General features: G+C 39.5%; 23 protein-coding genes, 1 rRNA gene and 1 riboswitch. Of the genes, 21 read left to right on the forward strand and 3 right to left on the reverse strand.

The features are described from left to right. From rrf to purD, 14 genes are all read left to right on the forward strand, one after another. Nucleotides 1–77 (forward strand): 5S ribosomal RNA (gene rrf, locus SB717_RS40265); the annotation flags it as partial. A 165-nt stretch (nt 78–242) separates the two neighbouring features. After that, nucleotides 243–443 (forward strand): NETI motif-containing protein, encoded by a 201-nt coding sequence (locus tag SB717_RS20925; protein ID WP_016762769.1) that lies wholly within the window; start codon nt 243–245, stop codon nt 441–443. Between the two features lie 84 nt (nt 444–527). After that, nucleotides 528–629, forward strand: a riboswitch (purine riboswitch). Between the two features lie 128 nt (nt 630–757). Further along, nucleotides 758–1246, forward strand: a complete 489-nt coding sequence (gene purE, locus SB717_RS20930) for a 5-(carboxyamino)imidazole ribonucleotide mutase (RefSeq protein WP_013055034.1) — start codon at nt 758–760, stop codon at nt 1244–1246. Further along, complete coding sequence (purK, locus tag SB717_RS20935) at nt 1239–2384, forward strand: 5-(carboxyamino)imidazole ribonucleotide synthase (RefSeq protein ID WP_074682538.1); 1146 nt, start codon at nt 1239–1241, stop codon at nt 2382–2384. Before purE ends, purK begins: the two co-directional genes overlap by 8 nt. Beyond that, the gene (purB, locus tag SB717_RS20940) at nt 2381–3673 is read left to right on the forward strand and encodes an adenylosuccinate lyase (protein ID WP_013055036.1); all 1293 of its coding nucleotides are present in this window, start codon (nt 2381–2383) and stop codon (nt 3671–3673) included. The genes purK and purB overlap by 4 nt, the downstream gene beginning before the upstream one ends. 74 nt (nt 3674–3747) lie before the next feature. After that, nucleotides 3748–4455 (forward strand): phosphoribosylaminoimidazolesuccinocarboxamide synthase, encoded by a 708-nt coding sequence (purC, locus tag SB717_RS20945; RefSeq protein ID WP_013081439.1) that lies wholly within the window; start codon nt 3748–3750, stop codon nt 4453–4455. 7 nt (nt 4456–4462) lie between these two features. Further along, nucleotides 4463–4714, forward strand: coding sequence for a phosphoribosylformylglycinamidine synthase subunit PurS (purS, locus tag SB717_RS20950; protein WP_014461938.1), 252 nt, complete (start codon nt 4463–4465; stop codon nt 4712–4714). Further along, nucleotides 4711–5397, forward strand: a complete 687-nt coding sequence (gene purQ / locus SB717_RS20955) for a phosphoribosylformylglycinamidine synthase subunit PurQ (protein ID WP_013055039.1) — start codon at nt 4711–4713, stop codon at nt 5395–5397. Before purS ends, purQ begins: the two co-directional genes overlap by 4 nt. Then, the gene (purL, locus tag SB717_RS20960) at nt 5381–7612 is read left to right on the forward strand and encodes a phosphoribosylformylglycinamidine synthase subunit PurL (protein WP_410904590.1); all 2232 of its coding nucleotides are present in this window, start codon (nt 5381–5383) and stop codon (nt 7610–7612) included. Before purQ ends, purL begins: the two co-directional genes overlap by 17 nt. Then, nucleotides 7588–9003: an amidophosphoribosyltransferase gene (gene purF / locus SB717_RS20965; protein ID WP_013055041.1), complete on the forward strand. Its 1416-nt coding sequence runs from the start codon at nt 7588–7590 to the stop codon at nt 9001–9003. The genes purL and purF overlap by 25 nt, the downstream gene beginning before the upstream one ends. Before the next feature lie 26 nt (nt 9004–9029). Next, the gene (purM, locus tag SB717_RS20970) at nt 9030–10067 is read left to right on the forward strand and encodes a phosphoribosylformylglycinamidine cyclo-ligase (protein WP_045292052.1); all 1038 of its coding nucleotides are present in this window, start codon (nt 9030–9032) and stop codon (nt 10065–10067) included. Then, a complete protein-coding gene (gene purN / locus SB717_RS20975; RefSeq protein WP_014461934.1) occupies nt 10064–10642 on the forward strand; it encodes a phosphoribosylglycinamide formyltransferase in 579 nt (192 codons plus the stop codon). The genes purM and purN overlap by 4 nt, the downstream gene beginning before the upstream one ends. 103 nt (nt 10643–10745) lie before the next feature. Further along, complete coding sequence (purH, locus tag SB717_RS20980; RefSeq protein ID WP_025752921.1) at nt 10746–12284, forward strand: bifunctional phosphoribosylaminoimidazolecarboxamide formyltransferase/IMP cyclohydrolase; 1539 nt, start codon at nt 10746–10748, stop codon at nt 12282–12284. Nucleotides 12285–12297: 13 nt separating this feature from the next. Continuing rightward, on the forward strand, nt 12298–13572 hold the full coding sequence (gene purD, locus SB717_RS20985) for a phosphoribosylamine--glycine ligase (RefSeq protein ID WP_410904591.1): 1275 nt from the start codon (nt 12298–12300) through the stop codon (nt 13570–13572). Between the two features lie 30 nt (nt 13573–13602). On the opposite strand, the gene SB717_RS20990 is transcribed toward purD, so the two are convergent. Continuing rightward, nucleotides 13603–13860 carry a YgaP family membrane protein gene (locus SB717_RS20990; RefSeq protein WP_016762773.1) on the reverse strand — a complete coding sequence of 86 codons (258 nt, stop codon included), beginning with the start codon at nt 13858–13860 and terminating at the stop codon, nt 13603–13605. A 102-nt stretch (nt 13861–13962) separates the two neighbouring features. On the opposite strand from SB717_RS20990, the gene SB717_RS20995 reads away from it, so the two are divergent. Both SB717_RS20995 and SB717_RS21000 read left to right on the forward strand, forming a co-directional pair. Beyond that, nucleotides 13963–15711, forward strand: coding sequence for an adenine deaminase C-terminal domain-containing protein (locus SB717_RS20995; protein ID WP_410904592.1), 1749 nt, complete (start codon nt 13963–13965; stop codon nt 15709–15711). A 147-nt stretch (nt 15712–15858) separates the two neighbouring features. After that, the gene (locus SB717_RS21000) at nt 15859–16164 is read left to right on the forward strand and encodes a YerC/YecD family TrpR-related protein (RefSeq protein WP_013055048.1); all 306 of its coding nucleotides are present in this window, start codon (nt 15859–15861) and stop codon (nt 16162–16164) included. Between the two features lie 38 nt (nt 16165–16202). Here SB717_RS21000 and SB717_RS21005 read toward each other — a convergent pair whose 3' ends face one another. After that, the gene (locus SB717_RS21005) at nt 16203–17585 is read right to left on the reverse strand and encodes a glycine--tRNA ligase (RefSeq protein WP_410904593.1); all 1383 of its coding nucleotides are present in this window, start codon (nt 17583–17585) and stop codon (nt 16203–16205) included. A gap of 512 nt (nt 17586–18097) precedes the next feature. On the opposite strand from SB717_RS21005, the gene pcrB reads away from it, so the two are divergent. The 4 genes from pcrB to SB717_RS21025 are packed head-to-tail and all read left to right on the forward strand — an operon-like array spanning nt 18098 to nt 24308. Continuing rightward, nucleotides 18098–18796, forward strand: a complete 699-nt coding sequence (gene pcrB, locus SB717_RS21010) for a heptaprenylglyceryl phosphate synthase (protein WP_071278091.1) — start codon at nt 18098–18100, stop codon at nt 18794–18796. 52 nt (nt 18797–18848) lie between these two features. Then, entirely contained in the window at nt 18849–21074 is a 2226-nt protein-coding gene (gene pcrA / locus SB717_RS21015; RefSeq protein WP_028412524.1) for a DNA helicase PcrA, read from the forward strand. A 20-nt stretch (nt 21075–21094) separates the two neighbouring features. Next, nucleotides 21095–23101 carry an NAD-dependent DNA ligase LigA gene (gene ligA / locus SB717_RS21020; protein WP_410904594.1) on the forward strand — a complete coding sequence of 669 codons (2007 nt, stop codon included), beginning with the start codon at nt 21095–21097 and terminating at the stop codon, nt 23099–23101. A 13-nt stretch (nt 23102–23114) separates the two neighbouring features. Continuing rightward, nucleotides 23115–24308, forward strand: a complete 1194-nt coding sequence (locus SB717_RS21025) for a CamS family sex pheromone protein (protein WP_074682553.1) — start codon at nt 23115–23117, stop codon at nt 24306–24308. A 40-nt stretch (nt 24309–24348) separates the two neighbouring features. On the opposite strand, the gene SB717_RS21030 is transcribed toward SB717_RS21025, so the two are convergent. Then, nucleotides 24349–24834 (reverse strand): DUF3920 family protein, encoded by a 486-nt coding sequence (locus SB717_RS21030; RefSeq protein ID WP_074682555.1) that lies wholly within the window; start codon nt 24832–24834, stop codon nt 24349–24351. 365 nt (nt 24835–25199) lie between these two features. Between SB717_RS21030 and gatC the strand changes: the two genes are divergently transcribed. Then, a complete protein-coding gene (gene gatC / locus SB717_RS21035) occupies nt 25200–25490 on the forward strand; it encodes an Asp-tRNA(Asn)/Glu-tRNA(Gln) amidotransferase subunit GatC (protein ID WP_013055055.1) in 291 nt (96 codons plus the stop codon).

The following is a 25490-nucleotide window of genomic DNA, read 5'->3' on the forward strand; positions in this document are numbered from 1 at the left end:
CCGAACACGGAAGTTAAGCTCTTTAGCGCCAATGGTAGTTGGGACTTTGTCCCTGTGAGAGTAGGACGTTGCCAGGCCAATAAAAAGACTAGTCATTCAATGACTAGTCTTTTTTGTTTCTAAAAATTACAGCGTGAATTTAACTTTTAAATTATGTTACACTATAGTGGATTCATTTAATTTTTATTATAAAAGCTCTTTTTGACGTTGTAAGAAACTTTTTTCGAACTGGAGGCTGCATTTTGGGTAAGAAATCAAAAAAAGTACTGTATGAATTACAAGAAAATGAAACAATCGCAAGTTGTTTAGATCGGATGAAAAAAGATGGGTATATGCCCGTTCGACGAATGGAAAAGCCTATTTTTGAAGAAAAAGAAATAAATGGTAAAAAAGACTATGTTCCGGTAAAGCAACAGATTGTTTTCGAAGGGAAAAGTCTCTAAATACGAACATTTTAATGATAAAAATAGTAAACATTCGATTTTTAGGTTGACTTTTTTCTAGTTTGGCTGTTATTATTAAGTTGTCAATTGAGATATCCGAAACCTCATATAATAGTGGGAATATGGCCCACGAGTTTCTACCCGATGACCGTAAATCATTGGACTATGAGGAGAGTACAATTACTAAATAGGTAAACATGATTCCTTTTCAAAAGGAATGTTGATACATGAAACCTAGGGTAGTTGTGGCTTTCCTTTAGTGAGCCATAACTTACCCTAGGTTTTTTTATAACGTGAAAAAGGAGCTTTTATTCATGAATGTAAAAGTTGCTGTTGTAATGGGCAGTCAGTCAGACTGGAGCACTATGAAATATGCGTGTGACATTTTAGATGAATTAAATATTGAATATGAAAAGAAAGTTGTATCAGCACATCGAACGCCGGATTATATGTTTGAGTATGCTGAAACTGCTAAAGAACGAGGGATTAAAGTTATTATTGCTGGCGCTGGTGGCGCTGCTCACTTACCTGGTATGATTGCTGCAAAAACAATTTTACCTGTAATAGGTGTACCAGTTAAATCAAGTAACTTAAACGGTTTAGATTCACTTTTATCGATTGTTCAAATGCCAGGCGGCGTACCGGTAGCTACAGTAGCTATTGGAAAAGCTGGTTCTACGAACGCTGGGTTGCTAGCAGCACAAATCTTAGCAACACAGGATCCAACGTTAAGTGATCAACTTGAAAATCGTAGAGAGTCTATTAAATCATCTGTGTTAGAAAGTAGTGATCAACTTGTCTAATTTACTTATACCTCCTGGTAAAACAATTGGAATCGTAGGCGGTGGACAGCTAGGAAGAATGATTGCACTATCTGCTAAAGAAATGGGTTATTACATTGCAGTGCTTGAACCAACAGAAGATTCTCCTTGCGGTCAAGTAGCAGATATTAAAGTCATTGGCAACTATGATGATAGAAAAGCGGTTGAACAGCTTGCTGAATTGTCAGATGTCATCACTTATGAATTTGAAAACGTTGATGTTGAGATGATGAAATGGCTAGAAACAAAATGCTACGTGCCACAGGGCAGTCATTTACTAGCCGTTACACAAAATCGTCGTTTAGAAAAAGAAATGATTACAAAGCTTAATCTAGATGTTCCTGATTACGCAATCGTTACGACTGAAAAAGAACTTTTAAAAGCTGTCGAAACAATTGGTTATCCATGTGTCGTAAAAACTTGCCGAGGCGGATATGACGGTAAAGGGCAAGTTCTAGTGAAAAATGAGAATAATATTCGTGAAGCTGCTGAGCTATTAGCTCAGTCGGAATGTATTGTAGAACAGTGGATGAACTTAGATAAAGAAGTATCAGTTATTGTACACCGCAATGCAAAAGGCGAAACTGCATGTTTACCAGTAGCTGAGAACATTCATAAGCATCATATTTTGCACCAAACGATTGTTCCGGCACGTATTACAGCAGATCAAGAAGCGAAAGCTCTTCAATATGCGCAAGAAATAGCAAAAGGATTAGATTTAGTTGGTACATTAGCAGTTGAGATGTTCCTAACTGAAGAAGGTCAGCTTTATATAAATGAAATGGCACCTAGACCTCATAATTCAGGTCATTATTCAATCAATGCTTGTGATCTTTCTCAATTTCAGCAGCATGTAAGAGCCATTTGTAACTGGACCCTAGCACAGCCGACTTTATTAAAACCTGCTGTTATGGTTAACCTATTAGGGGAACATATTGAGAACACAATGGCAAAAATCGAATGTTTAGATGATATGCACTTACATTTGTACGGAAAAAAAGTTGCAAAAGAGAAGAGAAAAATGGGACATATCACGGTATTAGCTGATAAGATAGATGAGGCGATAGAAAAAGCCGAATCTCTAGGAATTTGGGAAAGAACGGAGGAAGTAACAACATGATTGAACGTTATACAAGACCAGAAATGGCAGCTATTTGGACAGAAGAAAATAAATTTAAAGCTTGGTTAGAAGTTGAAATTCTAGCTTGTGAAGCATGGTCAGAATTAGGACATATTCCGAAAGAAGATGTGAAGTTAATTCGTCAAAATGCATCTTTTGATATTAACCGCATCAATGAAATTGAACTAGAAACGCGTCATGACGTAGTAGCTTTCACTCGTGCAGTATCTGAAACGCTTGGTGAAGAGCGCAAGTGGGTACACTACGGTTTGACTTCAACTGACGTAGTTGATACAGCTCTATCTTATTTATTGAAGCAAGCTAATGAAATCTTGCTAAGTGACGTAGAGCGCTTTGTAGAAGTACTAAAGGAAAAAGCTCAAGAACATAAGTATACGGTTATGATGGGACGTACGCACGGTGTACACGCTGAGCCAACGACATTTGGTTTGAAAATGGGATTATGGTATGAAGAAATGAAGCGTAACCTAGAGCGTTTAAAACGTGCTGCAGCTGAAGTGGAATTCGGTAAAATGTCAGGAGCAGTTGGAACGTTCGCTAACATCGATCCTTTCGTTGAAAAATACGTATGTGAGAAGTTAGGAATTTCACCAGCACCAATCTCTACGCAAACATTACAGCGTGACCGTCATGCACACTATATGTCAGTACTAGCGTTAATTGCGACATCTATTGAGAAATTTGCAGTAGAAGTTCGCGGTCTTCAAAAGAGTGAAACACGTGAGGTTGAAGAGTACTTTGCAAAAGGTCAAAAAGGATCATCTGCAATGCCTCATAAACGTAATCCAATCGGTTCTGAGAACGTAACGGGACTTGCTCGCTTAATTCGCGGCTATATGGTTACAGCTTATGATAATGTACCGCTTTGGCATGAGCGTGACATCTCTCATTCATCGGCAGAGCGTGTCATCTTACCTGATGCAACGATTGCTTTAAATTACATGTTAAATCGTTTTGCAAATATTGTTAAAAACTTAACAGTATTCCCTGACAACATGAAGCGCAACATGGATCGTACACTAGGGCTAATTTATTCACAGCGTGTACTGTTAACACTAATCAATAAAGGCATGGTACGCGAAGAAGCATACGACTTAGTACAGCCAAAAGCAATGGAAGCATGGGAAACGCAAGTTCCTTTCCGTTCTTTAATTGAAGGCGAAGAGCGCATTACTCGCCACTTATCACCAGAAGAGATTGAAGATTGCTTCGATCATAAGCACCATTTAAAAAATGTAGATATGATTTTTGAACGTTTAGGTCTTTAATAAAAAAGGCAAGGCACGTCCTTGCCTTTATCTAAGAACGTGTATCTGAATATTCTGTATGTAGAGGTGACAGCATGGAAAAGCAAGAGTTACTTTATGAAGGAAAAGCGAAAAAAATTTACGCTACTGATGAGCAAGATGTATTGTGGGTTGCTTATAAAAATGAAGCTACAGCATTCAACGGTCAGAAAAAAGCAGAGATTAGCGGAAAAGCACAGTTGAACAATCAAATTAGTAGTTTACTATTTTCAATGTTACATGAGCAAGGCATTACAACTCACTTTGTGAAGCAGCTTTCAGATTATGAACAAGCGGTTAAGAAAGTAGAAATTGTTCCGCTTGAAGTTGTTGTACGAAATGCTACAGCAGGAAGCCTTGCGAAGCGAATTGGCGTAGAAGAAGGTATTCGTTTTGAACAGCCAATCGTTGAACTTTACTACAAAGATGATGCGCTTGGTGATCCATTAATTCTTGCAGAACATGCGATTTTCCTTAAGGCTGCAACTCAAGAAGAGATTGATAGTTTAAAGGCACAAGCACTTCAAATCAACGAAGTATTATCGAAATTTTTCAAGGATAAAGATATTTTCTTAGTGGATTTTAAATTAGAATTCGGCCGTACTTCTCAAGGCGACATTATTTTAGCGGATGAAATTTCACCTGACACTTGCCGCTTCTGGGATGTTCATACGAACGAAAAATTGGATAAAGATGTATTCCGCAGAGATTTAGGCGGTTTAACAGAAGCATACGAAAAAATCTTACAGCGAATCGGAGGATAACCCAACCATGTATAAAGTAAAAGTATTTGTCACATTAAGAGAAAGTGTATTAGACCCTCAAGGAGTAGCCGTTAAAAATTCATTGCACCGTATGTCTTATGAAGAAGTTCAAGAAGTACGCATCGGTAAATTTTTAGAGCTAACAATCGACAGCACAGATTCATTAGATGAACGCGTAAAAGAAATGTGTGAAAAGCTTTTAGTTAATACAGTAATTGAAGATTACCGTTACGAGGTTGAGGAGGTTGTCGTACAGTGAAATTTGCTGTAATTGTTTTTCCAGGATCAAACTGTGACGTCGATATGTATCATGCTATCAAAGATGAGCTTGGTGAAGAAGTGGATTACGTTTGGCACGATACAGAATCATTAGATCAATATGATGGTATCTTGCTTCCAGGTGGTTTCTCATATGGAGATTACCTTCGTTCAGGTGCTATCGCTCGCTTCTCAAATGTAATGGATGCTGTAAAAAAAGCAGCAAGCCAAGGAAAGCCAGTACTAGGTGTATGTAATGGATTCCAAATTTTATTAGAAGCAGGATTACTGCCAGGTGCTATGCGTCGTAATGAAAACTTAAAATTCATCTGTAAAACAGTGAATTTGAAAGTAGCTAATAATGAAACAATGTTTACAAATGCTTATGGCAAAGATGAAGTAATTGCTATTCCAGTGGCACACGGTGAAGGCAACTACTATTGTGATGAACACACGTTACAAAAATTGATTGAAAACAACCAGATTCTTTTCCAATACGCAGGTGATAATCCAAACGGAAGTCTTCAAGATATTGCAGGGATTACGAACGAAACAGGCAACGTATTAGGAATGATGCCTCACCCAGAAAGAGCGGTAAGCGATCTTTTAGGAAGCGCGGACGGACTTAAATTATTTCAATCAATCGTAAAGCAGTGGAGGGAACAAAATGTCGTTACTTCTTGAACCAAATGTAGAGCAAATTAAAGAACAAAAGTTATATCGAGACATGGGGTTAACAGACGAAGAGTTTGCAAATGTAGAGCAGCTGCTTGGTCGTACGCCTAACTATACAGAAACAGGCTTATTCTCTGTTATGTGGTCAGAGCACTGCAGCTATAAAAACTCTAAGCCTGTACTGAAAAAATTCCCTATCACGGGTGAAAAAGTATTACAAGGTCCTGGCGAAGGAGCGGGTATCGTTGATATCGGCGACAACCAAGCCGTTGTATTTAAAATCGAAAGTCATAACCATCCATCAGCGATTGAACCTTATCAAGGAGCAGCAACTGGTGTAGGTGGTATCATTCGTGACGTCTTTTCAATGGGAGCAAGACCGATTGCACTTTTAAACTCTTTACGTTTTGGTGAATTAACATCTCCAAAGGTTCGTCATTTGTTTGAGGAAGTAGTAGCGGGAATCGCAGGTTACGGTAACTGTGTAGGAATCCCAACAGTAGGCGGAGAAATTCAGTTTGAAGCTTCATATGAAGGAAATCCGCTTGTTAACGCTATGTGTGTTGGTTTAATTAACCACGAAGACATTCAAAAAGGTCAAGCCAAAGGCGTTGGCAACACGGTTATGTACGTAGGAGCAAAAACGGGCCGCGACGGTATCCACGGCGCAACATTTGCTTCTGAAGAGCTTTCTGATCAGTCAGATGAAAAACGTCCAGCTGTACAAGTAGGAGATCCATTTATGGAAAAACTTCTTCTTGAAGCTTGTTTAGAGCTTATCAAGTGCGACGCTTTAGTTGGTATTCAAGATATGGGTGCTGCGGGCTTAACGAGTTCTTCAGCAGAGATGGCAAGTAAAGCAGGTTCTGGTATTGAAATGAACCTTGATCTTGTACCTCAGCGTGAAACAGGCATGACACCATACGAAATGATGCTTTCAGAATCTCAAGAGCGCATGCTCATCGTTGTTGAAAAAGGCCGTGAAAATGAAATCGTCGAAATCGTTGAAAAATATGGATTAGAAGCTGTTTCAGTCGGTCACGTAACCGACGATAAGCGCCTTCGTTTAACTCATAACGGAGAAATAGTAGCAGATGTTCCTGTAGATGCATTAGCAGAAGATGCACCGGTATACCACAAGCCATCTCAAGAACCAGCATACTATCGTGAGTTCCAAGAGCAATCAGCATACGCTCCTACTGTTGAAAATCACAGTGATATGTTAGTAACTCTTTTAAAACAGCCTACTATTGCAAACAAAGAGTGGGTTTACAACCAATATGACTACCAAGTACGTACAAACACAGTTGTATCTCCTGGATCTGACGCGGCGGTTGTTCGTGTACGTGATACAAATAAAGCATTAGCGATGACAACAGACTGTAACTCTCGCTATTTATACCTAGATCCGGAAGTAGGCGGCCGCATCGCAGTGGCAGAAGCTGCTCGTAACCTTGTATGTTCAGGTGCACAGCCTCTTGCGATTACAGACTGCTTAAACTTCGGCAACCCTGAAAAACCAGAAATCTTCTGGCAAATTGAAAAAGCAACAGACGGTATGAGCGACGCTTGCCGTGAGCTATCGACTCCGGTTATCGGCGGTAACGTATCTCTGTACAATGAGACAAAAGGTGAAGCAATTTACCCAACTCCTGTTATCGGAATGGTTGGTCTAATCGACGATATCGACCATATTACAACTCAATATGCGAAGCAAAAAGATGACTTAATCTATGTTATTGGTAAAGCTGAAGCAGAATTTGCAGGTACTGAGCTTCAAAAAGTACTAGAAAACGGTACGGTATTCGGCCGTTCACCTAAATTAGATTTAGCAGTTGAAAAAACACGTCAAGATCAGCTTCTTCAAGCAATTCGTGAAGGTGCAGTTCAATCTGCTCATGATATTGCAGAAGGAGGATTCGCAGTAGCCCTAGCTGAAAAAGTGATGAACGGCAGCGGGTTAGGCGTAAACGTAACGGTAGACGGTGAAGCAACAGCAGAACTATTCAGTGAAACACAATCACGCTTTGTCGTAACAGTTTCACCAGAGAATAAAGAAAAATTCGAAATGCTTGTACAAGATGCAACATTAGTAGGACGCGTAACAGAAGACGCAACATTAACTGTTAAACATCAAGAAAATGTTCTTGTTCAATTATCAGTTGAAGAATTAACTACTGCTTGGAAAGGAGCGCTTCCATGCTTGCTGAAATCAAAGGCTTAAACGAAGAATGTGGCGTATTCGGTGTATGGGGACATGAAAATGCAAGCCAGATTGCTTATTACGGTTTGCATAGCTTACAACACCGCGGACAAGAAGGTGCTGGTATTGCTGTAACAGATGGTGAAAAAGTGACAGTAATGAAAGGCGTTGGTCTTGTTAACGAAGTATTTGGCCACGGAGAGTTAGAGCAACTAAACGGTAAAGCAGCAATTGGACACGTTCGTTATGCAACAGCTGGAGGCGGAGGGTTTGAAAATGTTCAACCCCTTCACTTCCGCTCTCATAGCGGAAGCCTTGCGTTAGCTCATAATGGAAACTTGGTTAATGCAAATGCATTAAAGCATCAGCTGGAAAACCAAGGGAGTATTTTTCAATCAACATCTGATACAGAAGTACTGGCTCATTTAATTAAACGAAGCGGCTATGAAGATATGAAAGATAAAGTGAAAAATGCTTTATCTATGGTTAAAGGTGCATATGCATTCGTTATTTTAACAGAAGATACAATGATGGTTGCACTCGACCCTCACGGACTGCGTCCGTTGTCAATTGGACGATTAGGTGATGCTTATGTAGTAGCTTCTGAAACATGTGCGTTTGATATTGTTGGAGCAGTCCATGAGCGTGATGTAGAGCCTGGTGAATTACTCATTATTAACGATGAAGGTATTCAATCAGAACGTTTCACATTAAACGTAAACCGTGCAATTTGCAGTATGGAATATATTTATTTCTCAAGACCAGATAGTAATATTGATGGAATTAATGTTCATTCTGCTCGTAAAAACCTTGGTAAACAACTTGCAGTTGAGTCACCGATTGAAGCAGACGTTGTAACAGGCGTTCCGGATTCAAGTATTTCAGCAGCGATCGGTTTTGCAGAACAGTCAGGAATTCCATACGAATTAGGTTTAATTAAGAATCGATACGTAGGCCGTACATTCATTCAGCCTTCACAAGAACTGCGTGAACAAGGTGTAAAAATGAAGCTGTCTCCTGTACGTAAAATTGTAGAGGGTAAACGTGTTGTTATGGTAGATGATTCTATCGTCCGCGGCACAACAAGCCGTCGCATTGTTCGTATGCTTCGAGAAGCAGGAGCAACTGAAGTACATGTACGCATCAGTTCACCACCTATTAAAAATCCATGTTTTTATGGAATTGACACGTCGTCATCCTCTGAGCTAATTGCTGCTACGCGCTCTGTTGAAGAAATTCGTGAATTGATTGAAGCTGATTCACTTGTTTTCTTAAGCAACGAAGGGTTAGTAGATGCAATCGGCAGACAGTATGAAGGCAACGGCGGACAGTGTATGGCATGTTTCACTGGAAAGTATCCAACTGAAATTTATCCAGATACTGTACACCCTCATGAAAAGGTAACTTGTTAGTTTTAACGTAAAAAAGGAGTGACAACATGTCATATTCATATAAACAAGCTGGAGTTGACTTAGAAGCAGGATACGAAGCTGTTTCACGTATTAAAAAGCACGTAGAACGCACTGCTCGTGCAGGTATTATGGGAACAGTCGGCGGCTTTGGCGGAATGTTCGATTTATCTACATTGAATTTAAAAGAGCCTGTTCTTGTTTCTGGTACAGATGGAGTAGGAACAAAATTGAAACTTGCTTTTCAAATGGATAAGCATGACACAATCGGTGTGGATGCGGTGGCCATGTGTGTAAACGACGTGTTAGCACAAGGAGCAGAGCCTCTTTACTTCTTAGATTATATTGCTTGCGGCAAAGCAGTTCCTGAAAAAATTGAATCGATTGTAAAAGGAATTGCAGACGGCTGTGAACAATCCAACTGTGCGTTAATTGGCGGAGAAACAGCTGAAATGCCAGGTTTATACGAAGAAGATGAATATGATCTTGCAGGATTTACAGTAGGAGCAGTAGAAAAGTCAGAAATTATTACTGGAGATGAGATTAAAGCTGGACAGCTGTTGATCGGTATCTCATCTAGCGGTATTCACAGCAACGGCTACTCTCTTGTACGTAAAATTGTTGATGATCAAGGATTAAATCTTCACGAAACTTACGCTGGTTTTAATGAAAAGCTCGGAGTTGAGTTATTAACGCCAACAAAAATATACGTGAAGCCAGTCCTAAAAGCATTACATGCAGCTAAAGTTGCAGGTATGGCTCATATTACTGGAGGCGGATTTGTTGAAAATATCCCTCGTATGCTTCCTGAAGGTTTAGGTGTAGAAATTGATTACGGTTCTTGGCCAATTCCATACGTGTTTGATTTCCTTGAAGAGCAAGGCAAGCTAGACCGTAAAGAAATGTTTGAAGTATTCAACATGGGAATCGGATTTGTTTTAGCTGTTGAACCTGAAGATATGAATAAAGTCATTGAAGCAATTGAAAACGAAGGCGAAAAAGCATTTGTTATCGGACGTGTAAACGAAGGAACAGGTGTTGAATTTGCTGGAGGGACGTTTGCATGATAAATATTGCAGTGTTTGCTTCTGGAAACGGCAGTAACTTTCAATCCATCTATGAAGCAACTCAGTCAGGTCGATTAAAAGCAAATATTGCGCTTGTTGTTTGTAATAAACCGGATGCATACGTAATTGAACGAGCAAAAGCATGTGGAATACCATGCTTTGTTTGTTCGCCTAAAAACTATGAAAATAAAGAAGCGTATGAAGCAGCCATTCTTGCAGAGCTTACATCAGCTAAAGTAGAATTTCTTGTTTTAGCAGGATATATGCGATTAGTTGGTTCGACGTTGCTTAAGCCATACAAAAATCGTATTGTTAATATTCACCCTTCGCTTTTACCTGCATTTCCTGGGATTGATGCTATTGGTCAAGCTTTTGATGCAGGAGTAAAAGTGATTGGAATTACCGTGCATTTTGTAGATGAAGGCATGGATACAGGACCAATTATTGACCAGCAGGCTATTCGCATTGAAAAAGGCGATACAAGAGAAACAGTTGAGGCCCGTATTCATGAAATTGAACATCAATTTTATCCCGCGGTACTGAATGAATTATTTGAACAAGCCGCAGTTAAATAAATAGGATGGAACCTTGTCAAAAAAGTTTTAATCCTTTACTATGGTAGAGTAGTAGTGAAAGAAAGATTTTAAATGAGAGATCGGATCAGGAGGAGTTTACAAAATGACAGCAAAACGCGCGCTTATTAGCGTATCTGATAAAGAAGGTATTGTTTCATTTGCACAAGAATTAAAGGACTTAGGAGTAGAAATTATTTCAACTGGCGGTACAAAGCGTACCCTAGAAGAAAACGGCATTGACGTTATCGGAATCTCTGAAGTAACTGGTTTCCCAGAAATTTTAGACGGCCGTTTAAAAACATTGCATCCTAACGTTCACGGTGCTTTATTAGCGTTACGCGATAATGAAGAGCATCAAGCTCAAATGAAAGAGCATAATATCTCGCCAATCGACTTTGTAGTTGTAAACTTATACCCATTTAAAAAGACAATTGAAAAAGAGGATGTAACGCTTGCTGAAGCGATTGAGAATATTGACATCGGTGGACCTACAATGCTTCGTTCAGCTGCGAAAAACTATCGTTCTGTCTCAGTTGTAGTAGATCCAAGCGATTACGCAACCGTAGTAGAAGAGTTAAAAGCGGATGGCAATGTTTCATTTGAAACCAACCAACGATTAGCAGCAAAAGTATTCCGTCATACGGCAGCTTATGATGCATTAATCGCTGAATACTTAACAAACATTACAGGTGAAACAACTCCTGAGAAATTAACAGTAACGTATGAGCGTGTTCAAGGCTTACGATACGGAGAAAACCCTCATCAACAAGCTTCTTTCTATAAAAAGCCGTTAACACAAAAAGGTTCTATTGCAACAGCTACGCAGCTGCATGGAAAAGAGTTGTCATACAATAATATCAACGATGCAAACGCAGCTCTTCAAATCGTAAAAGAATTCAAAGAGCCGGCTATCGTAGCGATCAAACATATGAATCCTTGCGGTGTAGGTGTGGGTGAAACAATTGCTCAAGCTTATCAAAAAGCATACGAAGCGGATCCTACATCTATCTTTGGCGGCATCGTAGCAGCTAACCGTCCTATCGACCGTGAAACGGCTATTCAGTTAAAAGAAATCTTCTTAGAAATCATCATTGCTCCTGCGTTCGATCAAGAAGCATTAGATGTATTAACAGCTAAGAAAAACCTTCGTTTACTAACGATAGAGCTTGATGAAAAAGCAGAAAAAGAAGCTTTCTTAACATCTGTAAAAGGCGGCGTGCTTGTTCAGGATGAAGACGTATTTGGATTTGATGATGCAACGATTACTGTTCCAACGAAACGTGAGCCAACAGAAAAAGAGTGGGCAGATTTAAAATTAGCATGGAAAGTTGTTAAGAATGTTAAGTCTAATGCTATTGTACTTGCAAAAGATGACATGACAATTGGCGTCGGGGCTGGTCAAATGAATCGCGTAGGCGCTGCAAAAATTGCAATTGAACAAGCTGGTGAAAAAGCACAAGGTTCAGCTTTAGGTTCAGATGCGTTCTTCCCAATGGGCGATACAGTAGAAGCAGCAGCTAAAGCAGGAATCACAGCTATTATTCAGCCGGGCGGATCAATTCGTGATGAAGAGTCAATTGCAAAAGCAGATGAATACGGCATTGCAATGGTATTTACAGGCGTAAGACATTTTAAACATTAATGAGGTGAAGAACGTGAATGTTTTAGTTATTGGAAAAGGCGGAAGAGAGCATACAATTGCATGGAAAGCTTCAAAAAGTCCACTTGTTAACGAAGTGTTTGTAGCACCAGGAAACCCAGGCATGAGAGATATGGCAACGATTGTACCAATCGATGAAAGCAGCCAAGAAGAGCTTGTGCAGTTTGCAAAAGAAAACAAGATTGGATTAACAATTGTTGGACCAGAAAATCCGCTAATTGAAGGCATTGTTGATCGGTTTGAACAAGAAGGTCTTCCAGTCTTTGGACCGCGCAAACAAGCAGCGATGATTGAAGGAAGCAAAAGCTTTGCAAAAGAGCTCATGAAAAAGTATGATATTCCAACCGCAGCGTATGAAACATTTACGTCTTACGAGGAAGCAAAAGCATATGTGGAAAAGCAAGGCGCTCCAATTGTTATTAAAGCAGACGGCTTAGCAGCTGGTAAAGGTGTAACTGTTGCTTTAACAGTAGAAGAAGCCGTAGATACATTACGTGATTTTCTAGTTGACCAAAAATTTAAAGAAGCAAGTGCAAAAGTAGTTGTAGAAGAATTTTTGGATGGTGAAGAATTTTCATTAATGGCATTTGTACGCGGTACAAATGTATATCCAATGGTAATTGCACAAGATCATAAGCGTGCTTTTGACGGCGATCAAGGTCCGAACACAGGAGGCATGGGAGCTTACTCTCCTGTTCCGCAAATCAGTGATGCAGAAGTACAAGAGGCTGTAGAAAACATCTTACTTCCAATGGCTAAAGGATTAGCTGAAGAAGGCTGCGAGTATACAGGAATTCTATACGCTGGTCTGATTCAAACACAAAAAGGACCAAAAGTGATTGAATTTAATGCGCGTTTTGGAGATCCTGAAACACAGGTTGTACTGCCGCGTATGAAAAGCGATTTAGTCGATGTGCTTCTTCGCATTTTGAAAGAAGAAAAAGTAGAAATTGAATGGGATGACGAAGCGGCTATCGGAATTGTATTAGCAGCAGCAGGCTACCCAGAAGATTATCAAAAAGGTGCGCCAATTAACGGGTTGGATGCGATTAGTGAAGACGCGCTTGTTTTCCACGCTGGTACAGCTTTAGAAAACGACACATACGTTTCAAACGGCGGCCGCGTTCTATTAGTAGGTGCCAAAGGAGCAACCCTTCAAGAAGCGCAGCAAGAGGTATACAAACAGATGGCTCATATCGATGTAGAAAAAGGCTTTTTCTATCGCAAAGACATCGGCCATCGTGCATTAACAAAAGCAGCTTTAAAATAAAAAAGGAGAGCTCCGGCTCTCCTTTTTACCTTATGAAGGGTTATACGTTTCTTCGTTTCCGTTTGGATGGTGTTCATGTTCATCATGCTTTTGACATGAATCATATGCGTACGTAAGGGGACAAAAACGCGTGATGCCTTCTGCAACTTTTAAAGCGCCCATTAACCCTAAGAAGATGTATGAATCTTTGTACGGTCTGCGAGATAAACGAGATGTTGTCCAAGAAAGAAGGGTAAAGCCCAGCGTAAGTCGAATTAATGCGTTAACAATGCCGATATTTGGTTTCATGTTTTATCACCTTTATTCATAAAATTAATAACAGTTTCTGAATGCGTTTACATCAAGGATGTGTTACGATGAAAATACATAGTAAATTAGGGGGAATTTAGCATGCCGGAACAAAGATACCGCTGGAAAAGCAAACATATTAGACAGCAGCTTTTAGTATTAAATGGTCAAAAAGCACCAACTATTGTCTTAAAAGATGCAACATATTTGAACGCTCGAATGAAGCAGTGGAAAAAAGCACATATTTGGGTTTATCAAGATCGTATTGTATACGTTGGCTCAGAGATGCCTAAGCACACAGACGCTTCTACAGAGATTATAGACTGCAGTGAGAAATATGTGGTTCCTGGGTATATTGAGCCGCATGTTCACCCGTTTCAGTTATATAATCCCCAGACTTTTTCCCAATATGCAGCCAAGCACGGAACAACGACTTTATTTAATGATAATTTAATTCTCGCTTTACAGCTTGAACAAAAAACGGCATTTTCGTTGATTGAAGAAATGAAAACGTTACCACAATCACTGTATTGGTGGTGCAGATTTGATTCGCAGACAGAAATTGATGAAGAGGCTGATATCTTCTCACATACAAACATTACTTCTTGGCTACAAAATGAAGCTGTCTTACAAGGAGGCGAACTGACAAGTTGGCCGAAGCTTTTAGACGGAGATGATTTAATGCTTCATTGGGTTCAAGAGACAAAGCGGATGAGGAAGCATATTGAAGGACATTTCCCGGGAGCGTCAGCATTTACCTTGGCAAAAATGAAATTGCTCGGGGCAGACAGCGATCATGAGTCTATGACAGGGGAAGATGTTGTTGCTCGGTTAACGCAAGGCTATGACGTTGCTTTGCGCCACTCTTCAATTCGGCCAGATTTGCCAAAATTACTGCAGGAGTTAAAAGAGCTGCAGGTAGATTATTTTGACCATATTACGATGAATACAGACGGTTCTCCGCCTTCTTTTTACCAAAACGGCGTGTCAGATATGTTAATTACATTAGCTATTTCAGAAGGAGTTCCCGTGTTAGATGCTTATAATATGGTGTCTGTAAATATTGCCCGCTATTACAACATGGAACATTTGCATGGGCATGTAGCAACAGGCTGTGTGGCTAATATTAATATTTTAGAAGATCCTATGCGGCCTACTCCGTTATCTGTGCTAGCAAAAGGAAAGTGGATGAAAAAAGAAGGCAAAGAACAAGCATTAGCCTCGGTGGAATTTCCTTGGGAAAAGTTTGGTTTTTCACCGTTAAAGTTAGACTTTGATTTAACGATGGACGATTTTCAATTTTCAATGCCAGTAGGCGTCAAAATGAAAAATGCTGTTATTATGGAGCCGTATTCAATTCACTTAAATGTGAGCGGAGATGTATTAGCCTCTGATCATGATGAAAGCTTTTTAGTGCTGGTGGACCGAGAAGGCAGGTGGCGCATCAATACGCTGTTAAAAGGGTTTGCGACAAATGTATCGGGAATGGCGAGTTCGTTTTCAAATACAGGTGATTTTATTTTAATTGGAAAATCGAAAAAAGATATGATATGTGCATTCAAACGTATGAAAGAAATTGGCGGCGGTATCGTTATTACAGAAGGTGAGAAAGTAGTATATGAACTGGATCTTCCGTTAAAAGGAGTCATGTCGAATCTGCCGATGGAAGAGCTAAGTAAACGAGAGGTGGAACTCAAGAAAGTGCTGGGTGAGCGAGGATACAAACACGATGATCCTGTCTATTCACTGCTGTTCTTTTCGTCTACACATTTGCCTTATATTCGTATCACGCCAGTAGGAATTTATGACGTTATGAATAAAAAAGTACTTTTTCCGTCTATAATGCGTTAAAATATAAAAGTATCAAAGGAATTTGAAATTTGTATGAAATTGGCTGTCTTCATACAGAATGAATGTATGTGCAAATAAATATAGAAACTGTATTTTATAGATAGAAACAACCAGTAAAGAAAGCCAATGATAAAGGAGTTCGATACGATGCAAATCAACAAACTAAGAGGAAAAGAATTAGATCAGCTATTTCAAGCGATTTTATCATTAGAAAACATTGAAGAATGCTATCAATTTTTTGATGACCTATGTACAGTTAATGAAATTCAATCATTAGCACAGCGCTTAGAAGTGGCAAGAATGCTAAGAGAAGGCAACACGTACCATAAAATTGAGACGGAAACTGGAGCAAGCACAGCGACTATTTCCCGTGTTAAACGCTGCTTGAATTATGGAAGCGATGCGTATCAAATGGTATTAGAACGCCTTCAAGAAGACTCAAATCAAAAGTAAAGCGTATGGCTGAAGCAGCCATACGCTTATTTTTTTAATTAAAATTGAGTTGCTTCTTCAATGATATTTTTAAGGTCGCTAATTGCTACACGTTTTTGTTCCATTGTGTCGCGGTTACGGATTGTTACTTGATTGTCTTCTAATGAATCGAAGTCGAATGTAATACAGAACGGCGTACCGATTTCATCATGGCGACGATAACGTTTACCAATTGAACCAGCATCATCGTAGTCAATCATAAAGTATTTTGCTAAATCTTCAAAGACAGCGCGAGCTTCGTTAGAAAGCTTTTTAGAAAGTGGTAATACAGCAGCTTTAAATGGTGCTAAAGCAGGGTGAAGCTGCATTACTGTACGAGAGGAGCCGTCTTCTAACGTTTCTTCTTCATACGCATCAATCATATAAGCTAATGTTACACGGTCAGCGCCTAAAGAAGGCTCGATGCAGTAAGGTACATAGCGTTCGTTTGTTTCTTGATCAACATATTGGAAGTCTTCTCCAGAGTGTTCCATATGCTGCTTTAAGTCATAGTCTGTACGAGAAGCTACGCCCCATAGTTCGCCCCAGCCGAATGGGAACTTATATTCAAAGTCTGTTGTTGCATTACTGTAGTGAGAAAGTTCATCATCATCATGGTCGCGAAGACGAACGTTTTCTTCTTTCATACCAAGAGAAAGAAGCCATTTGTTACATGTTTCTTTCCAGTAGCTAAACCACTCTAATTCAGTGCCTGGTTTACAGAAGAATTCAAGTTCCATTTGTTCAAATTCACGCGTACGGAATGTGAAGTTACCAGGTGTAATTTCGTTACGGAAGCTTTTACCCACTTGGCCGATACCAAATGGAAGCTTTTTACGCATTGAGCGCTGAACGTTTTTAAAGTTTACGAAAATACCTTGAGCTGTTTCAGGACGAAGGTAAATTTCATTTGTTGATGTTTCAGTTACACCTTGGTGCGTTTTGAACATTAAGTTAAATTGACGAATTTCAGTGAAGTTAGCTGAACCACACTCAGGACACGTAATTTCGTGTTCTTTAATTAAGTCAGCCATTGCATCAAATGAAAGGCCGTCCACGATCATTTCAATTCCTTTTTCTTGAAGTTTTTCTTCAATTAATTTATCGGCACGGTGACGAGCTTTACAATCCTTACAGTCGATCATTGGGTCATTAAAGTTTCCTAAGTGACCAGAAGCTTCCCATGTTTTTGGATTCATTAAAATCGCCGCGTCTAAACCAACGTTGTATGGAGATTCTTGAATGAATTTTTTCCACCATGCTTTTTTAATATTGTTTTTTAATTCTACGCCAAGCGGGCCGTAATCCCATGTATTTGCAAGACCGCCGTAAATTTCAGAACCTTGAAATACAAAGCCGCGATGTTTGGCGTGAGATACGATTTGATCCATTGTTTTTGACATTCTAATTCCTCCTGTAAATGGTAGTAATTCAAGCGAAACAAAAAGAGCGGGTACAAAAAAACTCTCGTCCCTGGGCATATCAACAATATGCCCAGGGACGAGAGTTTTTCCCGCGGTTCCACCCTGGTTGATACAAAATGTATCCACCTTCGTCTGTATATACTCCAGATTGCCTTTTCCTTAAACCATTCTCTAGGCTCCCACCGTCCCTAGTTCGCTTTGTGAAGAGGATTTAAGTACTATTGATCCTTCAGCGTATATCATATGAATTTTAGTAGCTATATATTAGCATATCCTATGCAGAGAAACAATAACCTTGTGCAAAATGGGCTTTTTTTGTGATGTTTTCTTTCAGAATTTGAGGATAAAACCGCATCTTTTATACATATTTTTTGAAAACAAAAAACGTGATGAAAAGTTCGGTTTTCCTTTCATTTCACCCTCCTAGTTTTGTTATAATGAACAAATGGACGAGCGCGAACTTTTAAGTGTAAAGAAATGGAGGAACATATATGTATGATATTAAAGAGTGGAGACATGTCTTTAAATTAGATCCTAATAAAGAGATTTCAGATGCAGATTTAGAGAGAATTTGCGAATCCGGCACGGACGCGGTTCTTGTCGGAGGATCTGACGGAGTGACTCTAGACAATGTACTGCAGCTGTTAATGCGTATTCGCCGCTACACGGTGCCGTGTGCGCTAGAAGTATCAACCATTGACTCTGTAACACCTGGTTTTGATTCTTATTTCATTCCAACCGTTTTGAACAGCAAGGATCCAAAGTGGATTGTTGACTTACATCATGCGGCGATGAAGGAGTACGGAGAGATTATGGATTGGGATGAAATTTTTGTAGAAGGATACTGCGTACTTAACCCTGAAGCAAAAGTGGCTGCGCTAACGGAAGCAAAAACTGACTTGGACGCAGAAGATGTTGTAGCGTATGCTCGCATGGCTGAACGCATGTTTCATTTGCCCGTTTTCTATCTAGAATACAGCGGAACATATGGAGACCCTGCATTAGTGGCAGAAGTGAAAAATTCGCTAAATGAGACGAAGTTATTTTACGGCGGGGGTATTGAGACAAAAGAGCAAGCGAGTGAGATGGGGGAGCTAGCCGATACGGTTATTGTAGGAAATGTTATTTATACAAATTTATCTGAAGCGTTAAAAACTGTAAAAGCAGTAAAAAAGAATATTGCACAATGAAAAATAAATAAAGTAGAATAGAGAATATATGTTCGATATAGGCGGTGAAAACGTGAATTTTTTAAGTGAAAAATTATTAACAGGATTAAACCCTCAGCAGCAAGAGGCAGTTAAAACGACTGACGGACCATTATTACTTATGGCGGGTGCAGGAAGTGGAAAAACACGTGTATTAACGCATCGAATTGCGTTTTTAATGGCAGAAAAAGAAGTTGCACCTTGGAATATTTTAGCGATTACCTTCACAAACAAAGCAGCTCGTGAAATGAGAGAGCGTGTGGCAAGTATCGTTGGCGGAGTGGCAGAAGACATTTGGATTTCAACGTTCCACTCGATGTGCGTGCGTATTTTACGAAGAGATATTGATCGTATTGGTTTTAATCGTAACTTTACGATTTTAGATTCAACGGATCAGCTGTCCGTTATTAAAAACATTTTAAAAGATCAAAACATTGATCCAAAAAAATTCGATCCGCGCTCGCTGTTAGGAAGCATTAGTTCAGCTAAAAATGAACTGAAAGTAGCGGAAGAATTTGATAAAACAGCAGCTGGACCATATGAAGAAGTTGTAAGCAAAGTCTACAAAGAGTATGAAAAGCGTTTAAAGAAAAACCAAGCGCTCGATTTTGATGATTTGATTATGACAACGATTCAGTTATTTAAACGAGTTCCTGAGGTGTTAACTTACTATCAGCGCAAGTTTCAATATATTCATGTGGACGAGTATCAAGATACAAACCATGCACAATATATGCTGGTTCGCTTGCTAGCTGCACGATTTGAAAATGTATGCGTAGTAGGGGATTCAGATCAGTCTATTTACCGCTGGCGCGGGGCTGATATTACAAATATCTTGTCATTTGAAAAAGATTACCCAAAAGCCAAAACCATTTTGCTTGAACAAAATTATCGTTCAACGAAAACGATTTTGGCTGCGGCAAACGGCGTCATTGCAAATAATATGAATCGCAAAGTGAAAAACTTATGGACGGAAAACGATGAAGGCCAGAAGATTTATCATTACCAAGCAATGAGTGAGCATGATGAGGCACAGTTTGTAGCACGTAAAATTAAAGAAGCAGTAGACAGCGGAAAGCGTAAATACAGCGATTTTGCCATTTTGTATCGTACAAATGCACAGTCTCGTGTGATGGAGGAAGTGCTGTTAAAATCCAATATTAATTATACAATTGTCGGCGGCATTAAGTTCTACGACCGCAAAGAGATTAAAGATTTGCTTGCGTACTTGCGCTTAATTGCCAACCAAGATGATGACATCAGCTTAGCTCGTATTGTAAACGTTCCAAAGCGCGGAGTTGGAGCTACTTCAGTCGATAAAGTGGCCAATTACGGAAACGTTCATGACATTTCTATTTTCAAAGCGCTGGATGAAGTGGAATTAATGGGACTAACAGGCAAAGCAACAAAGGCCCTTCGTGATTTCCAATCGATGATTTCGAATTTAGCTCAAATGCAAGACTATATGTCTGTAACAGAGCTTGTGGAACAAGTATTAGAAAGAACAGGGTATCGTGAAGCGCTTAAAGTGGAAAAAACAATTGAAGCACAAAGCCGCTTAGAGAATATTGATGAGTTTTTATCTGTCACAAAAACGTTTGAAGAAGCAAGCGAAGATAAAAGCTTAGTAGCATTTTTAACCGATTTAGCGCTCGTTGCTGATATTGATAAGCTTGACGACGAGGAAGAAGAAGAGAACGAACAAGTGATTCTTATGACGCTTCACTCAGCAAAAGGTCTAGAGTTCCCGGTTGTTTTCCTAATGGGTATGGAAGAAGGCGTATTCCCTCATAGCCGATCATTATTTGAAGATAATGAAATGGAAGAAGAACGACGATTAGCCTACGTAGGGATTACACGTGCTGAACAAGAATTGTATTTATTAAATGCTCAAATGCGTACACTATTTGGTAAAACAAACGTCAATCCAAAATCGCGCTTCATTGGAGAAATCCCAAGTGAGCTTGTGGAGTCTTTAAATGAAACGATGCGCAAGCCTGCTGCTGGTCGTTCAGGTGCTTCAGCTTCGCCTTTTGCAGCGCGCCGACAAGCGGCCGTGGCAAAAACGAAGCTTGTATCAACGGGCAGTGAATCGATTGGATGGAGCGTTGGAGATAAGGCCGAGCACAAAAAATGGGGAATTGGTACAGTTGTAAGTGTAAAAGGAGAAGGAGACTCAAAAGAATTAGACATTGCTTTTCCTAGTCCTACAGGTGTAAAAAGACTGCTTGCTAAATTTGCCCCGGTTACGAAAGTGTAATCGTGAAAAGGAGCTAGAATATGGAGTTTGAAACAGCAAAATCACGCGTTCAAGAATTACGTGACTTATTAAATCAATATGGTTATGAATATTATGTGTTAGATCAGCCATCTGTTCCAGATGCAGAATACGATAAATTAATGAATGAGTTAATTGAAATAGAAGAATCATTTCCAGAATTAAAAACAGCTGACTCACCTACTCAGCGCATCGGCGGCCAAGTGCTCGATGCGTTTGAGAAGGTTCAGCATCAAACCTCTATGCTAAGTTTAGGAAATGCATTTAATGAAGAAGACCTTCGAGATTTTGATCGCCGAGTGCGCCAAGCCGTTGAAGACGAGTTTTCTTATGTATGTGAACTTAAAATTGACGGCCTTGCTGTATCTCTTCGCTACGAAGATGGATACTTAGTGCTGGGTGCTACGCGCGGAGATGGTACGACTGGTGAAAATATTACTGAAAACTTAAAAACAATTCGATCGATTCCACTGCGAATTAAAGAACCGTTATCAATGGAAGTTCGCGGAGAAGCATTTATGCCGAGAAAATCATTCGAAGCACTTAATGAAGCAAAAATGGAAAGAGATGAAGTTCCGTTTGCTAACCCCCGTAACGCAGCTGCAGGCTCACTGCGTCAGCTAGATCCTAAAATTGCGGCAAAACGTAATTTAGATATCTTTGTCTATGCCATGACTGATACAGGAGAATTAGAAATCGACTCCCACAGCGAAAGTTTGAATCTGCTGGATGATCTTGGCTTTAAAACAAATAAAGAAAGACAGAAGTGTGAAACCATTGATGATGTGATTGCTTATATCGAAAGCTGGCAAACGAAACGTCCAGAATTATCTTATGATATTGATGGCATTGTTGTAAAAGTAGATTCATTTGATCAGCAGGCTGAGCTTGGCACTACGGCCAAAAGTCCACGCTGGGCTATTGCTTATAAGTTTCCTGCTGAAGAAGTTGTAACCAAGCTTGTAAATATTGAGCTGACGGTAGGCCGGACAGGTGTCATTACGCCAACAGCTATTTTGGAGCCGGTTCAAGTAGCAGGTACGACGGTACAGCGTGCGTCTCTTCACAATGAAGATTTGATTCGTGAAAAAGACATTCGCATCGGAGATTATGTTGTGGTGAAAAAAGCAGGAGATATTATTCCTGAAGTAGTGAATGTGATTGAAGAGAAGCGAACGGGAGAAGAGCAAGAATTTACGATGCCTACTCACTGCCCGGAATGTGAAAGTGAACTGGTACGTTTAGAAGGAGAAGTAGCGCTTCGCTGCATTAATCCAAGCTGTCCTGCTCAAATTCGTGAAGGACTGATTCATTTCGTGTCCCGCAATGCGATGAACATTGATGGACTTGGTGAAAAAGTTATATCACAATTATTTCGCGAACAGTTAATTAAAGATGTAGCAGATATTTATACGCTGACAAAACAGCAGTTAATCGAGCTTGAGCGCATGGGTGAGAAATCTGCTGATAATTTGATTGCAGCCATCGAAGCATCGAAAGAAAATTCACTTGAGCGTTTGCTTTTTGGTTTGGGCATTCGCCATGTCGGAGCAAAAGCTGCCAAGACGTTAGCTCAGCACTTTGAAACCATAGACAAGTTAACAAAAGCAACGTATGATGAATTAGTGGCAATTAATGAAATTGGTGCCAAAATGGCTGATGCTATTGTCGCTTACTTTACACAAGAAGAGGTTCAAGAACTTATACATGAATTAAAAGAGTATGGAGTAAACCTTACATACAAAGGACCCAAGCTTGTAAGTGTAGAAAATGTAGATTCTGTTTTTGCTGGTAAAACCGTTGTATTAACAGGTAAGCTTGAACAGCTATCTCGCAATGAGGCAAAAGCACAAATTGAAGCACTTGGCGGTAAAGTCACAGGAAGCGTAAGTAAAAAGACAGACCTTGTTGTGGCAGGGGAAGAGGCTGGTTCCAAACTGATAAAAGCTAACGAGCTTGAAATTGAAGTATGGGATGAGGCAAGGCTACTTACGGAATTAAATAAATAAGAGGTGTGTGTAGTTGAAAAAGATATTGTTACTTTCTCTTGCGGTCATGCTTGTAACTTCAGCGTGTGCACCGAATCTTTCGGACGATAAAGAGACTGTTCAACAAACCAATAACAAGAAAGAAAAAGCAGTTATTCCGAAGTATAGTATTTCAGATGATTATTACCGAACAATTCTTCCATTTAAAGCGGGAGTGGCAAGAGGCTTAGTAGCAGCAAACTTAAACAACCGCTTGGATGCGCAAGAATTTGAAACAGGCTTAATGCGCTTATCGACAGATAGCTATTCTCCGAAAAAATATGTGTATCAAGAAGGCCAGTACCTTGATAAAGATACTATTCGCTCTTGGTTAAGCCGTAAGCTGAGTGATAAACAGTTTAAAGATCTTCAAAGCAAAACAAAAGATGAGACGGCGAAAAAGAAGCTTAAAAACAATGGATTAAACCCAATTGATACAGAAAAAGGCGATTTGAAAACTCGTAATGAAACAAGTCCAATGTACTTAGCGAACATTACTGAGCAAGACTACCTTATTCAAGACGGAGACGACAAGGTAAAACTTGGAGGCGTCACAATTGGCCTGGCTATGAATTCCGTTCATTATTATACAGAAGAAAATGGTTATGCCCGCGAAAAACAACTAACCGATAAAAATATTGAAGAGCAAGGCAAAAAGATGGCCGATGAAATTGTGCAGCGTATGCGTAATATCAAGGGCTTAGAAAACGTTCCAATTCGAGTAGCGCTATTTAAACAAAGTGCTAAGGCTTCTTTAACGCCAGGTAACTTTATGGCTGTCGGAAATGCAGGTTCAAATGATAGGGCCGTTGGCAGCTGGGATAATTTAGACGAGAAATATTATTTATTCCCATCATCAGATGCAACAAAAGATCACCGAGATGATGCGATGAAATTTGATGAGTTTAAAGCGCAAATCGAAGACTACTTCCCGAACTTTACAAGCGTAGTAGGGAAAGGATATTACAAAGATGGACAGCTTCAAAAAATGACGATTGATATTCCCGTACAATTTTACGGAAAAGGTGAAATTGTAGGATTTACTCAGTACGTTGCTGGTTTAATGCTTGATCATTTCCCTTCATATATGGAAACGAGTATCTCTATTAACTCAGTAAGCGGACCGGAAGCTCTCATTGTTAGAAAAGCAGATGAAGACAAGCCGTTCGTTCATATTTACGAAGAGTAAGCAAAAAAAGACACTGCTCAAGCAGTGTCTTTTTCTAATTCTATGAAGGAATGGCGTGAGAATTTTGGCTTGTAAACTTAGCAAGATAATAAGCAGCAAATGCAAATGCATCTTGTTCGGTTGTCCGCTCTTCATACGTGCGTTTTTTATCCAGCTCAAACTCTTTCTGATAATAAGGGATGTGATCTTGAATATAGTGACGCAGCTCGTGAAAAATGGTTTCAACAAGCGGGAGGTAGTCATCAAATTTAAAAATAAATATAATACCGACTTCTCGCCAGTAGACGCCTGATGCAAACTGCAGGTATTCTGCTTCTTCTTCTCCAAGAGCAGAGACAATTTTATTGGCTTCGCATGAATCGCAAAAAATTATAGGAATATGAAAGGCTTTATTTAAACAAGCAAAAACATCTTTTTGCAAGGTGGGCATATCCCACTTGAATTCTTCATCTAATACAAACCATCTTCCGCTTTGCTGATACACAGGGCGCTGGTGGATGACTGACTGTATAAGTATTTTATTCAATTTTTATAGCACCTCTTTTACGGTAAAGTAGTTATTCGTTTTCTTTACTTTCCCAAAGACTAGTGAAATTAAAACATGGTGGTGTGTTCATCTGAAGCATGTTTCTCTTTCTATCTATCTTTTCTAAAAAGAAGGTTATTTTATACCTATGCAAGAGAGAAATATTTTATGACGAAGGAAAAGTATGGAATGTTGTTTGAATGAAATAGATTTGGTATAAAATAGAAGTGATAAATGTAAGCCCTGTCTTGTCTGGCGGGGTTTTTAATATTTTAGGAACTAGTCTCAGAAATGTTGCCTGTTGCTAGTGAAGTTTGGTATTATCAGTATATTGTAGTGGGACGAATATTCGGAGGTGAAGGAACATGTCAAGAATTTCTGTTGATCAAGTAAAACACGTTGCAAACTTAGCGAGACTTGCGGTGACGGATGACGAAGCAGAACTATTTACAAAACAATTAGATGCTATTATTACATATGCAGAACAATTAGATGAGTTAGATACTACAAATGTAAAACCAACTTCTCACGTATTGGATATGAAAAACGTAATGCGTGAAGATAAGCCAGCTAAAGGTTTACCAATTGAAGACGTAGTAAAAAATGCGCCAGACCACAAGGATGGCTACATTCGAGTACCAACTATTTTAGAATAA

Source organism: Priestia sp. SIMBA_032 (assembly GCF_046535215.1).
GTDB lineage: Bacteria > Bacillota > Bacilli > Bacillales > Bacillaceae_H > Priestia > Priestia aryabhattai.